Origin of the sequence: Hymenobacter sp. BT559 (genome assembly GCF_017571525.1) — a bacterium.
Taxonomy (GTDB): Bacteria; Bacteroidota; Bacteroidia; order Cytophagales; family Hymenobacteraceae; genus Hymenobacter; species Hymenobacter ginsengisoli.
Genome location: NZ_JAGETY010000004.1, coordinates 52,949 through 65,778, shown reverse-complemented (window position 1 = coordinate 65,778; position 12,830 = coordinate 52,949). Strand labels below are relative to the sequence as shown.

Below are 12,830 nucleotides of genomic sequence, written 5' to 3'. Positions count from 1 at the left end.
TAAAGCGTTAAGCCTAAAGAATATAAAAAGCGCAAAAAAGGCCGCGCCCGGAAATAAAAGCCCGGGCGCGGCCCCAAAATTACGGCTTTTGTGGCTAGGCCACGTCGTCGGCTTCCTCGGCCTCCCAGTTGGCGGGGCAGGTTTCACCAAACTCTTCGAAGTGGCGCAGAGCATCGACCACGCGCAGCACATCGGAAATGCGGCGGCCCAGAAAGCGGTCGTTCACCAACTGGTGCCGTACAATGCCATCGCGGTCAATTAAAAATAGCGCCCGGTAAGCCTGCGGTGTGCCGATAAAGACCATCTCGCCGGTTTCGTTGTAGTCGAAGTGCCCGGCCAGCACGTCGTAATTGGCCGAAATAGTCTTGGTAGCATCGGCCACTAGCGGATAAGTTACGCCTACGATGCCGCCCTCATCAAGCGGGGTACGCAGCCAGGCCTGGTGCACTTGGTGAGAGTCGGTGCTGCACCCAATCACGGCCACGCCCCGCTTTTCAAACTCAGGCAATACTTTCTGAAAAGCTAGCAGCTCGGTAGGGCAGAGGCCCGAAAAATCGGAAGGATAAAAAAACAGCAGCACGTAGCGCTTGCCGAGGTAGCGGTCGAGCGAAAACTCTTCTTCAATCTGCTGGCCGATAACGGCTTTGGCCTTAAAAGCAGGGGCGCGCTTGCCAACGAGAACGGGCATCTTCTTGAATTAAAAATTATGAAGTAAAAATTGTGAATCCGTGCCGGGAACGCTCTGCGCCATCTGCGCAACCTTTGGCGCCCTCTGCGGGAACTGCCGCCAGGCCCTCTTACTCCAAAAGCGCCGCGCTTGTTATTCCCTCACCAAAAACTGAAACGTGCTGCGCGTGCGCTGCTCCAGCAGTAATTCGCGCCCGCTGGTAAGCCGGTCTACGCTAGCCTGGTCGTAGTTCTTAATCGTGAATAGCGTCAACTCGCTGTTGTACTGCACCCGAAACTGGCCTTGCAGCAGCCCTAGTAGCCGCTGCACGCGCATTTCGTTGTAGTCAACTACCACCGAAAAGCTGATGGCGGAGTTCTGCATCACGTTGATTTTAAGCCGCGCCTGGGCTAGGGCCCCAAAAATCACTTCCAGGTTTTCCTCCGAAATAAAGGCGAAATCCTTGCTCTCAAACGATAGCAAGCACTGCCCCGCCTTGCGAATAAACGCCGGCACCAGCGGCGGGTGCTGACAGTCGTGGATGAGCGTGCCCGGCGCGCTAGGGTCCAAAAACGACTTCACCCGCAGCGGAATGTGACGCTCGGCCAGCGGCTTCAGCGTCTTGGGGTGAATGACGCTGGCCCCGTAAAACGCCATTTCGATAGTTTCCTGGTAGCTGATTTCGGGGTACAGCACCGTATCGGGGAAAATCTTGGGGTCGGCGTTGAGCAGGCCCGGCACGTCCTTCCAGATGGTGACGCTTTCGGCATTCAGGCAGTAAGCGAAGATGGCGGCCGAGTAGTCGGAGCCCTCGCGGCCGAGGGTAGTAGTACGGTGGTCGTCTTTTACTTGGCCTACAAATCCTTCTGTTACAATAATTCGTGCGTCGTCATTAGGAGAGAACAATCCTTGTATTTCTCCTCGAATCTTCTTCTCGGTTTCTTGCCAATCTACTTTTCCTTCGCGCCAAGTACTGTCAGTTGCAATTTGTGTCGAACGGTGATACACTTCACAGTCTAAACTGCCTGCTAGGGCGCCATAAACAAGTTCTGAAGAAAGTGCTTCGCCAAAACTTACTATTTGGTCGTAGCCTTCGTCGTAGCTTTTGCTAGGTGATGAGTTTGCTAATCTGTAAGAGAGTTCCTGAAAGAGGCTTGCTAAACCAGCATCTGATTTGCTAGGGTCAATGCCTGGATGAGGCAGGGCTTGACCTATTTCTTTGCCTGCTTGCTCGTGATAAGCTTTCAACGCCGCCAATTGCGCCGAGTAGTCCCGCCCGTGATACGCCAGGTCGTAAATCTCCTCCAGCGCATTAGTCGTTTTGCCCATGGCCGACACTACAATGAGCAGTGGCCCACTAGGGCCAAAGTCGCGCACGATGCGGCAGAGGTTGAGAATCGCCGCCGCGTCCTTCACCGAGGCGCCGCCAAATTTGTAGACCTGCAAGCCTGTTCCTTCGTCTTTCATAAGGCCCAAAACTAGGGCGCAGCTAGGGTAGGCGCTTAGCTGCGGCCGTAATAGGTACACCAAAGGGCGTAAAAACGGCCTCAGCAGCCACTGCAATCGAGTGCGGAGTTTTCGCTAGGCCGCTTGGCGCGCTCCGGCTAGCTTTGTAGGCAATTCTCGCCCTTATTCGCTTACATGGACCATAACAAACTCGCTTTACCAGTCGGCACTACCCTCGACCGCTTCATCATGCGCAAGCAGGAAGACTTCCCGTATGCTACCGGGGAGCTTTCGCAGCTGCTGCGCGATATTGCGCTAGCTGCCAAAATCGTGAACCGCGAAATCAACCGCTCGGGCCTCATCGACATCGCCGGTGCCTACGGCAACCGCAACGTGCAGGGCGAAGACCAGCAGAAGCTCGACGTGATTGCCAACATCCGCTTTATCCGGGCCCTGCGCAACGGTGGCGAGGTGTGCACCATCATCTCGGAGGAAGACGACGACATCATCCAGACTGGCAACAACCAAGGCAAGTACGTGGTGGCCATTGACCCGCTCGACGGGTCGAGCAACATTGATGTGAACGTGAGCATCGGCACCATTTTCAGCATCTACCGCCGCATCTCGCCCACCGGCCGCGAAGGTGGCAGCGCCGATTGCCTGCAGCCTGGCACCCACCAGGTGGCGGCCGGCTACGTCATCTACGGCTCCAGCACCATGCTCGTATACACCACCGGCAATGGCGTAAATGGCTTCACCTACGAGCCCAGCCTGGGCGAGTTCTTCCTCTCGCACCCCAACATCCAGACGCCCAAAACCGGCACCGTTTATTCTATCAACGAAGGCTCGTCCGACTCGTTTTCGCCGGGCGTGGTGGCCTTCGTGCAGCAGTGCAAAACCGAGAAATTCTCGGCTCGCTACATTGGCTCGCTCGTGGCCGACTTTCACCGCAACCTGCTCAAGGGCGGTATTTATATTTACCCCGCCACCGCCAAAACGCCCGGCGGCAAGCTGCGTCTCATGTACGAGTGCAACCCGCTAGCATTCATCGTAGAGCAAGCCGGCGGCAAAAGCTCCAACGGCCAGCAGCGCACCCTCGAAATCGAGCCCCAGACCTGCCACGAGCGCTGCCCGCTCTTCATCGGCAGCAAAGAGCTGGTCGAGCAGGCCGAGGCTTTGCTGGCGCAGGAGAAAAAGGCCCCCGAAGCGGCGGCCTAATCAGGAACATGTGAAGCAACAGAAAGGCCGTTCCTGCCAGCAGGAACGGCCTTTTTAATGGCGGTTGGGCTAGCCGCTACTTCGTAGCCTCGGGGTTGCCGGCTGCGGTGTCGTTCGCATCGGTTTCGCCAATTACGCCGCCCGTGCTCAGGGGCTCACCGGCGGCTGGCTCTTCGGCGCTAGCCTCGGTGTAGGGTAGGTGCTGGCTTACAATGCCATACCAGGTGGCCAGTTTCTTGATGTCGGACAGATACACGCGGTCGCGGTCATACTCCGGCATCACGTCGGCCAGAAAGCTGGTCAGCTCGCTCTCGCTCGATTTGCTCGTCACCGGCACGTTAGCGCCATGCTTCTGGTAAATGCGCTCGAATATCTCCGCCAGTGGCAGCGTCTCGTCCGAGTCCTGCGTGTACATGCCGATTTCGCTTAGCAGCGATACTTTGTTGCTGGCCGGGGCTAGCGAGCGGGTAGCTTTGGCATCGAGGCTTTCAACCAACACACCGTGGCGGGCCGGGCGCACCAGGCGGAACAGGCCGGGCTGGCCGCTAATGGAGGCCAGCTCTTTTAAATCGTAGGGCATTCTTTTTACAATGAACAGTTAACAATGAACAGTGAGCAGTTAACTGAAGCAAGCGTATTGCTCACTGTTCATTGTTAACTGCTCACTGCTTTACTTATTCCACCGTGTTCGCGCCGGTCACGCCCAGCTTGAAGTCGATGGGCAGGCTAGTGAGAATTGGGTATTCGGGCTTCTTAAATTTGAGCAGGCGCACCACGCGGGCAGCCTCCTCGCCGGTGCCGCCGCCCACCTGCTTCACAATGCGCAGGCCCTGAATGTTGCCATCGGGGTTGAGCGTGAAGCTGATGATGCAGCGCCCCTGCATACGGTTGCGCTTGGCCAGCAGCGGATACTTCAGCTCTTTGGCAATGAAGGCGTACATAGCCTCCTGGCCGCCTTCGTAGTAGGCCGCCACCGGAATGTCGGCCGCTACGTGGTTGATGCCCGTGCCCTGCTCGGTTTGCGGGCGGTCTTTCGGCATGGGCGGGGTGTTGGGCTTGGCCGTTTGGGCATGGGCCGAGGCTAGCAGGCCGCACAAAGCCAGCGGCGTGAGCAATATCTTTTTCATGAGCAAAATAAGGGGAGGGACTAACGTGAAAATCCCTGCCAGTAGGCAATTGGCGGGCCAAAAGTACTTAAGCGCTCGCGGCATCGGCCGCTACCTGTCGGTTTATTTCCGTAATAAAATCCAATACCTCATCGCGCCCCAGTCCCGTTTCGGCCGATGTGACGAAGTGACGCGGCAGCTCGTCCCAGGTTTCACCCATTTTGGTTAGGTAGTCGGCGAGCAGGGCTTTCGTCTGGCTGGTCGACTGCTTGTCGGTCTTGGTAAAAATCATGATAAACGGCACACCCGCTTCGCCCAGCTTTTCCATAAACTCCAGGTCAACAGCCTGCGGCGCATGGCGTGAATCGAGTAGCACGCACACACAGGTTAGGTTTTCGCGCTTAGTAAGGTAAGCGTTTATCATCTTGCCCCAGTCGGCGCGCGAGCTCTTGCTCACCTTGGCATAGCCGTAGCCGGGCAAGTCAACTAGGTACCACTCATTATTGATGTTGAAATGATTGATGACCTGGGTTTTGCCGGGTGTGCTCGATGTTTTGGCCAGTCCCAAGCGTCCGGTCAGCATATTTATCAGCGACGACTTGCCCACGTTGGAGCGCCCAATGAAGGCATATTCGGGCCGGTCTGGGGCCGGGCAGGCGGCTACCTGCGTGTTGCTGCTTAAAAAACTTGCTTCTCGAATTATCATGGCAGGGTTACCTATGCGGCAATGTCGGTACAAAGATGCGTTGCGCTCCGGCTGCTAGCGGGCCAAGCAACAAACCTGGGGCTGTTAGTGATTTGTTAAGCAATTGTCTTTCAAAACCTGCCACTATATTTGCGCAGCACCCAAATCGGCTATTTACCAAGCTATAAAACTTTACTTTACAAACGCGCAACCGTTTTAGTGCCCTCTTTAAACGGGCGCGGCGGCCCTTTTTTGATATATTTGCCGCTGTAAAGGGCTTTTCTCACTCCTTTTGTTGCTGCCAGTGGGCCAAACGGGCCAACCCTGCTGCAAAAAATTAGTATAAGTCGGCAAAATGAGCGTGCCAGCGGTGCGTCGGCGCCAGGCCTTGTGCTAATACTACCTTTTCGCTCTTTCCTTTAAAATTTTCCAAACACCCTTTTTTCAATGGACAACCTATCCAAAAGGCTGCTGCAAGCTTCTGCCGCGCTAGCTCTCACCTCGGCCGTGGCTACCTCGGCGCAGGCGCAGAGCACGCGTAAGGACCTGCAAACCGGCAACAAGCTGTTCAACCAGGAGAACTATCGCGCCTCCATCCCTTACTACGAGCGGGTGATTGCGAAAGACCCCAACAACGCGCAGGCGCTGTTCCGGGCTGGTGTAGCCTACCTGTCCTTTGACAAAGAGAAGGCTAGCGACTACATCTATAAGGCGCAGAAAATCAAGCCAAAGGTGTCTAAAGATGTAGAGTACTGGCTCGGTCGCGTCGACCACCTCAACTACAACTTTGATGAGGCTATTACGCACTACCAGGCCTACAACGCGACGCTGAAAAAGCGCAATGATACCCGCCGCGAGGAAGTAGCTCAGCTGATTCAGCACAGCAAAAACGCGAAAATCCTGTTCAACTCGCCTAAGGATATCTTCGTGAAGAACCTGGGCCCGACGGTGAACACCCAGTATTCGGAGCACAGCCCGGTTATTTCTTCGGATGATAAGACGCTGATTTTTACGACGCGCGCTAACCCGACCGATATTCCTGGCCTTGATACTAAAGCCCGTAATAAGACGGCTGCCGACGGTGAATACTACGAGGGTATCGTAGAAACCCACCGTATCGACGCCGACAACTGGGAGAAGCCGCGCTCGCTGTCGGCCGCGCTCAACAGCAAAGGTCACGACGCGTCGGACCAGCTGTTTGACAATGACACCAAGCTGCTGATGTACCGCAGCGACGAGGACGGTGACGTATTCGTATCGTCGAAGCAGGCCGGCGGCGACTGGGGTGCCCCAACCAAGCTCAACAGCAACATCAACTCGAAGGCTTACGAAGGCGATGCTTACATCACGCCGGACGGCCTGACACTGTACTTCTCAACTGCACGCTACTCGGAAGATGGCAACCTCGACCTGTATTACAGCACCCGTACCGCTGGTGGCGACTGGGGCCCGGCTAAGTCGCTAGGCAGCACCATTAACACCAAATACGACGAGGACAGCCCGTACATCAGCCGCGATGGCCGCACGTTGTATTTCAGCTCACGTGGCCACAACACGATGGGCGACTACGACATCTTCCAGTCGAAGTACGATAGCATCGGTCATAAATGGGGCCGGCCCGAGAATATGGGCTATCCCATTAACACGCCCGACGCTGACTCCTACTACCGCCTGGCGCCCGATGGCACGTATGCTTACCTCAGCTCGTACCGCATCGGCGGCTACGGTGAGAAGGATATCTACACTATTAGCTATATCAAGAACATCAACATCAAAGGTGCGGTGTTCTCGAAGCGTGACAGCACGCAGCGCATCCCCGGCGTAGAACTGGTGTTTAACGGCACGCAGGCTGATAAAACGGCCATCAGCTTCCGCGACATCACCAAGGAGGACGGTACTTACCAAGTAAAGGTTCTGTCGGCTCGTACCTACCAGGTAGCCGTAAACAAAGACGGTAAGAACATTGAAACGCAAGAGTTTGCGGTGCCAATTTCGACGAACGACTCGACGAGCATCACCAAGAACTTCTACGTTGACTACATCGACACGACGCAGACGGTGTATGCTAAAAACATGAAGCCGATTTACTTCGACACCGACAAGTATAAGCTGCGGGCCGAGTCGATTAAGACGCTGAATGCCACCACGGCCTTCCTGAAAGCTAACACCGGCCTCAACATCTCGATTGAGGGTAACTGCGACTCGCGCAACACGGATGAGTACAACATGGTACTCGGCCAGAACCGCGCCGATGCTGCCAAAAACTACCTCGTAAAGCAAGGCATCTCGTCTAGCCGCCTCACTACGGTAAGCTACGGCGAGCGCAAGCCTAAAGTGCCGAACGACTCGCCGGAGAACATGCAGATTAACCGCCGCGATGACTTCAAGCCGGTGTTCAAAGAAGGTGAGCCGATGCCGACTGTACAGCCGGTTACCACGACTAGCACAACTGTTATTGCCGTACCGGTGGCGCCTGCCCGCCCGCTGCCCGGCAAGAGCAAGGTGCGCATGGCCGATGGCACGAAGGTGAAAACCAAAGTGGACGAGGACAGCGACAAAGTGAAAGTGAAAACCAAAGGCGCCGCTGGCGAAAAGTCAAAGACCGTGTCGAAAGACGGTGAGCTTGACTCAAAAGCCAAGGACGCTTCGGGCGAAAAAGCTAAGGTGAAAACCAAAGCTGAGTAATCCACGGCAACTTTGCTGAAAAAGAAAACGGCCGGACGAACAGTCCGGCCGTTTTTTTGTCCTGCTAGAAGCAGCCCGAAACTCGCAGGCAAAACACGCAATTTTTATGGCCCCGTGCCGTTCTTTGCATTCCCTATATGGCCGTAGTACCCTACAAAGAAGACGCCGCCGATAAGAAATCGCAGGTGGCCCGCATGTTTGACAACATTGCGGGGAAGTATGATTTTCTGAACCACTTCCTGAGCGTTGGCACCGACATCTACTGGCGGCGCAAGGCCGTGAACGAGCTAAAATCCTTGCGTCCGGCGCGCATCCTGGACATTGCCACCGGCACGGCCGATTTTGCCATCGAAACGCTGCGTGCCGCTGCCCCCGATGCCCAGGTGACCGGCGTGGATATCTCGGCCGGGATGCTCGAAGTAGGACGCCAGAAGCTGATTGATAAAAAGCTCAGCCACCGCATCAAGCTGGAACTGGCCGACTCGGAAAACCTGCCGTTTGAAGACAATCAGTTTGATGCCGTCACGGCCTCCTTTGGGGTGCGCAACTTTGCCCACCTCGAGAAGGGCCTAGCCGAAATGTACCGTGTGCTGCGGCCCGGCGGCCAGCTCGTCATTCTGGAGTTTAGCAAGCCCACGGCGTTTCCGCTCAAGCAAGCGTATAATTTTTACTTCCGTCAGATACTGCCGGTTTTTGGCAAGGTGATTTCCAAAGACCAGAGCGCGTACACCTACCTGCCCGAGTCGGTGCAGGCTTTCCCCGACGGTGCCGAGTTTGTGGCCATTTTGGGCCGCGTCGGCTTTACTAATCCTGCATGGCAACCCCTCACGTTCGGCATCAGCTCTATTTACACGGCCCGCAAATAGCTCTCCGGCAGTGGGGGCGCGTGCTGCTGCCGCTGGCGCTGCTGCTAGGGCTGGCCAGCCCGGTGCTGGCCCAGCGCAAGCGCAGCGATGCCATCGACCGCAACCGGAAGGGCCATATCAAGGGTATTACCGTCGAAAACCTGGCGAACTATAACGACCGGTTTTACCGGCCGGGCCTTACGATAGCGCCCAACTTTTCACGGTTTTTTATCGAGCAGTCGGCCGCCTATTTCCAGGCCGCGCAGCAGGGGCGGGGCATTTCGGCCAATTCCGTTATCAGCCCAGGGTTTGGGGTGGGCTTTATCAACGACATCCGGCTGGGTGACCCTAGCACACCTTTTCACTTACGCTTTGTGCCGGGGCTTAGCTTTCTGACGCGCCGCGTAGAGTTTGCGAGCGCCGGGGCTGGCCAGCCCGATACCATTCGCACGCAGGAGGTAAGCACTACGCAGCTCGAGTTGCCGCTGCTGCTCAAGTACCAGTCGAACCGCCGCCGCAATACGCGCTTCTACATGATTGGGGGTATTAAGCCAAGCTTTGCCGTGACGCAGCGCCAGAATACGCCGGCTATTAACCAGCTAACCGTTATCAAAGACGATGTGATGCTGGAGTATGGTTTCGGGCTCGACTTGTTTTATCCGTACTTTAAGTTCGGACCCGAATTGCGCTTCTCGCACGGCCTGCGCAACATACTCTCGCCGCGCAACAATCAGTATAGCAACAGTCTACAAAGCCTGCGCACCAATACGGTGACGCTGTATCTCAATATTGAATAACTTTTTGGTTGTAAGCTTTTGGCAGCGGGCCTCTTGTCGAGAGGTAGACTAAAAAGCTAACAGCCAGCCGCTAAGAAACATGAAAACTGCCTTTATTACGGGTGCATCCTCGGGCATCGGCCGGGCTACGGCCGTGGCACTAGCCAAATCGGGCTTTCAATTGATACTAGCCGGTCGGCGCCGCGAGCGTTTGGAAACACTGGCCCAGGAGCTAGCCCCCACGCCGGTGCACTTGCTCACCTTCGATGTGCGCGAGCGTGCGGCGGTAGAAACGGCCGTGAGCGAATTACCAGCCGAGTTTGCCCACGTTGATGTGCTTATTAATAATGCGGGCAATGCCCACGGGCTAGCCCCCATTCAGGACGGCGACGTGGCCGACTGGGACGCCATGCTCGACGGCAATGTAAAAGGCCTGCTCTACGTGAGCCGCGCGGTGCTGCCGCGCATGGGCGAGGGTGGCATCATCGTTAACCTGGGCTCGATAGCGGGCTATGAGGCCTACGCCAACGGCAACGTGTATTGTGCCTCGAAGGCGGCCGTGGCTATGCTCACGCGCACCATGCGCATCGACTTGCTGCCCCGAGGCATTCGGGTGGCCGAGGTAGCGCCGGGTATGGTCGAAACCGAGTTTTCTGAGGTGCGCTTTAAGGGCGACGAAGAGCGGGCGGCGAACGTGTACAAGGGGGTAGAGCCCCTGCAGGCCGCCGATATTGCCGACGTTATCCAGTTTATTGTGACCCGCCCGCCGCACGTGCAGTTGGCTGAAGTCGTCGTGTTCCCAGCCGCGCAGGCAGCTGCCACTACCGTGAAGCGCGCCAGCCAGGGCTAGCCCCGGCTGCCAAAAATGGCGCTGCCCACCCGAATGAGCGTACTGCCCTCGGCCAGTGCCCATTCGTAGTCGGCGCTCATGCCCATCGAGATTTCCTTGAAATCGTCGTGGCCAGCAAAATAGGTGTTTTTCAGGTGCTCAAAAATCTGCCGTAGCTGCCGGAATTCGCCGCGCACCAGCGCCTCATTGGGCGAGTGCGTGGCGATGCCCATCACGCCAATGAGGCGTACGTGGCGCAATGCCTGGTACTCGGCCGATTGCAGGAACTCTTCGGCCTCCGCTAGGGTAAGACCGGTTTTGGTATCTTCCTGGGCAATGTGAAATTGCAGCAGGCCGTTGATAACGCGGCTGTGCTTGGCAGCTTGTTTGTCCAATTCCAGCAGCAGGCGCAGGCTGTCGACGCTCTCCACGGTATGCACGAAGGGCGCCAGGTATTTCACCTTGTTGGTCTGAAGCTGCCCGATTTGGTGCCACTCCACATCAGCCGGCAGCTCGAGCTGCTTGGCGGCCATTTCCTGCACCCGGTTTTCGCCAAAAATGCGTGCCCCGGCCGCGTAAGCTTCGCGCAGCCGCTCAACGGGGTGGGTCTTGGTGACGACGACTAGGCGGGCGCCGGTGCCGGCTAGCTTGGCCTCAAAGGCGGCAATATTATCGGCGATAGACATGGCTTTTGAATGGTTGATTTAGTAATGATTACTGGGCAATAAGTATTTTCTTAACAATTGGTAACTCAACCATTGGCCAGTAAGAAAGTAAGCATAAATGCAGTTAATCTTCAAGCACATTCCGCATGAAGGTGCTCTGCAGGGCTAGCCAGAGCAGCCACAGCGCCAGGCCCCAGCCGAGGTAGGGGCGGTAAAAGTCCTGCACACTGCGGTAGCGTTGAGTACGAATGTCGGATTTTTCGAGCTTGTCGATTTCGCTAAAAACCCGGCTGAGCGCTGCGTTATCTGTAGCTCGAAAGAATCGGCCATCGCCAGCCTCTGCTAGCTGACGCATGGTGGTTTCGTCGAGGCGGGTTTGCACGTAGCGCGGCTTGCCAGTGGTGGAGTCGCGCCCAAACGGCACGAAGCCATCTTCGCCCAGCCCGATGGTATAGAGCCGGATGCCGTAGGCGTGGGCTAGCTGCGCCGCCAGCAGCGGGTCGAGGCTGCCGGCGTTGCTCTCGCCATCGGAAAGCAGCACGCAGATGCGCGACTTGGCCGGCGACTCGCGCAAGCGGTTGATAGCCACGCCCAGCGCCGTGCCGATGGCCGTGCCATCTTCTTCGATGAGGCCGGGGTGCAGGCTGCGCAGGTTGTCGAGCAGCAGGTCGTAGTCGGTAGTGGGCGGCACTAGTGCATAGGCCTGCCCGGCAAAGGCCACCAGCCCGAGGCGGTCGCCGGTACGGCGCTCTACAAAGCGGCTAGCCAGGCGCTTGGCCGCTTCGAGGCGCGTAGGCTTCAGGTCTTCGATTTCCATGCTGCCGCTTACGTCGAGCGCCAGCACGATGTCGATGCCCCGGCCGGTTTGGGTGAGATGCTCGCTAGGGCGCTGCGGCCGGGCCACGGCAATGATGAGCAGTACTTGGCTCAGGGCCAGCACGATGGTGGGTACGAAACGCAGGCCAGCTCGCCAGTCGGGCCGCAGGCCGCTCGGCCCGAAGGCCACCACCACCTGCCGGCGGCGCCGGGCCAGCAGCCAGCGCAGCAGCGGCAGCAGGGGCACCAAGGCCAGCAGCAGTAGCAGGCGCGGGTGCTGCCACTCGTAGCTGGCCAGGGTGGCGTAGGAAAAGAGGTTCATGCAAAAACAGCCCGGAGGCGCAAATTACGGCTAATACTGAACTCTGACTAGCAGCCTCGCCAGCGTGGGGTACCTTTGCCCCGACCTAACGCCCTCGCGGCTGGCCTTATGATTCGTACCGTAATTTTTGACATGGATGGCGTCATCATCGACACCGAGCCCATACACCATCTGGCATTTTTCACGCAGTTTGCCGAGCTGGGTATCGTGGTTTCCGACGAGCTATACGCTTCTTTTCTAGGCTCCTCCACGCGTAATGTTTTCCAGCGACTCAAGCAGGAGTTTAACCTGTCGCAGGAGGTAGACGCGCTGCTGCGGCGCAAGCGCGAGCTGTTTAACCAGGCCTTTGACACCGACCCGGGCCTCGACCTGCTGCCCGGCGTGCGGGCGCTCATCGAAGATTTGCAGCGCCACGGCGTGCAGCTGGTGCTGGCCTCCTCGGCCTCCAAAGCCACCATAGCGCGCGTGTTCAACCGGTTTGGGCTGACGCCTTATTTCTCGCACCTCGTGAGCGGGGAAGACTTTGCGCAATCGAAGCCCAACCCGGCTATTTTTCTGCACGCCGCTGCTCTGGCCGAAACGCCCGTAACCGAATGCATTGTCATCGAAGATTCTTCCAATGGCGTAGCAGCCGCCAAAGCGGCCAGCATTTATTGCGTGGGCTACGCTAGCCCGCACTCGGCGGGCCAGGACCTACGCCAGGCTGACCGCGTAATTCAGGATTTCGCAGAGCTGTCGGCTGCAACAATCCAGCATATTACCGCATAAGC

13 protein-coding genes are annotated in these 12,830 nt (G+C 57.2%); 6 read left to right on the top strand and 7 right to left on the bottom strand.

What is annotated here, in order from left to right; translation table 11 throughout:
- Positions 1-94 precede the first annotated feature (94 nt).
- Together J4D99_RS06670 and J4D99_RS06665 are read right to left on the bottom strand one after the other, a co-directional pair.
- Positions 95-688: a peroxiredoxin gene (locus tag J4D99_RS06670; protein ID WP_208130939.1), complete on the bottom strand. Its 594-nt coding sequence runs from the start codon at positions 686-688 to the stop codon at positions 95-97.
- 132 nt (positions 689-820) lie between these two features.
- On the bottom strand, positions 821-2,134 hold the full coding sequence (locus tag J4D99_RS06665; protein ID WP_236018557.1) for an aspartate kinase: 1,314 nt from the start codon (positions 2,132-2,134) through the stop codon (positions 821-823).
- Positions 2,135-2,308: 174 nt separating this feature from the next.
- On the opposite strand from J4D99_RS06665, the gene fbp reads away from it, so the two are divergent.
- Positions 2,309-3,331, top strand: coding sequence for a class 1 fructose-bisphosphatase (fbp, locus tag J4D99_RS06660; protein WP_208130938.1), 1,023 nt, complete (start codon positions 2,309-2,311; stop codon positions 3,329-3,331).
- 76 nt (positions 3,332-3,407) lie between these two features.
- Here the strand turns inward: fbp and J4D99_RS06655 are convergent, their stop codons facing one another.
- The 3 genes from J4D99_RS06655 to yihA form a co-directional block, all read right to left on the bottom strand.
- A complete protein-coding gene (locus J4D99_RS06655; protein WP_208130937.1) occupies positions 3,408-3,911 on the bottom strand; it encodes a DUF5606 family protein in 504 nt (167 codons plus the stop codon).
- A 94-nt stretch (positions 3,912-4,005) separates the two neighbouring features.
- The gene (locus J4D99_RS06650; protein WP_236018556.1) at positions 4,006-4,458 is read right to left on the bottom strand and encodes an energy transducer TonB; all 453 of its coding nucleotides are present in this window, start codon (positions 4,456-4,458) and stop codon (positions 4,006-4,008) included.
- Positions 4,459-4,525: 67 nt separating this feature from the next.
- Entirely contained in the window at positions 4,526-5,143 is a 618-nt protein-coding gene (gene yihA / locus J4D99_RS06645; protein ID WP_208130936.1) for a ribosome biogenesis GTP-binding protein YihA/YsxC, read from the bottom strand.
- 426 nt (positions 5,144-5,569) lie between these two features.
- Here yihA and J4D99_RS06640 point away from each other — a divergent pair, with 426 nt between their 5' ends.
- From J4D99_RS06640 to J4D99_RS06625, 4 genes are all read left to right on the top strand, one after another.
- Positions 5,570-7,807: an OmpA family protein gene (locus tag J4D99_RS06640; RefSeq protein WP_208130935.1), complete on the top strand. Its 2,238-nt coding sequence runs from the start codon at positions 5,570-5,572 to the stop codon at positions 7,805-7,807.
- Between the two features lie 137 nt (positions 7,808-7,944).
- The gene (ubiE, locus tag J4D99_RS06635; protein WP_208130934.1) at positions 7,945-8,673 is read left to right on the top strand and encodes a bifunctional demethylmenaquinone methyltransferase/2-methoxy-6-polyprenyl-1,4-benzoquinol methylase UbiE; all 729 of its coding nucleotides are present in this window, start codon (positions 7,945-7,947) and stop codon (positions 8,671-8,673) included.
- On the top strand, positions 8,622-9,449 hold the full coding sequence (porT, locus tag J4D99_RS06630) for a type IX secretion/gliding motility protein PorT/SprT (protein WP_208130933.1): 828 nt from the start codon (positions 8,622-8,624) through the stop codon (positions 9,447-9,449). Before ubiE ends, porT begins: the two co-directional genes overlap by 52 nt.
- 79 nt (positions 9,450-9,528) lie before the next feature.
- On the top strand, positions 9,529-10,278 hold the full coding sequence (locus J4D99_RS06625; RefSeq protein ID WP_208130932.1) for an SDR family NAD(P)-dependent oxidoreductase: 750 nt from the start codon (positions 9,529-9,531) through the stop codon (positions 10,276-10,278).
- Here the strand turns inward: J4D99_RS06625 and J4D99_RS06620 are convergent.
- Both J4D99_RS06620 and J4D99_RS06615 read right to left on the bottom strand, forming a co-directional pair.
- Entirely contained in the window at positions 10,275-10,943 is a 669-nt protein-coding gene (locus J4D99_RS06620; protein ID WP_208130931.1) for a YggS family pyridoxal phosphate-dependent enzyme, read from the bottom strand. The genes J4D99_RS06625 and J4D99_RS06620 overlap by 4 nt on opposite strands.
- Positions 10,944-11,046: 103 nt before the next feature.
- Positions 11,047-12,060 (bottom strand): vWA domain-containing protein, encoded by a 1,014-nt coding sequence (locus J4D99_RS06615; RefSeq protein WP_208130930.1) that lies wholly within the window; start codon positions 12,058-12,060, stop codon positions 11,047-11,049.
- Between the two features lie 108 nt (positions 12,061-12,168).
- On the opposite strand from J4D99_RS06615, the gene J4D99_RS06610 reads away from it, so the two are divergent.
- Entirely contained in the window at positions 12,169-12,828 is a 660-nt protein-coding gene (locus J4D99_RS06610; RefSeq protein WP_213019519.1) for an HAD family hydrolase, read from the top strand.
- Positions 12,829-12,830 lie beyond the last annotated feature (2 nt).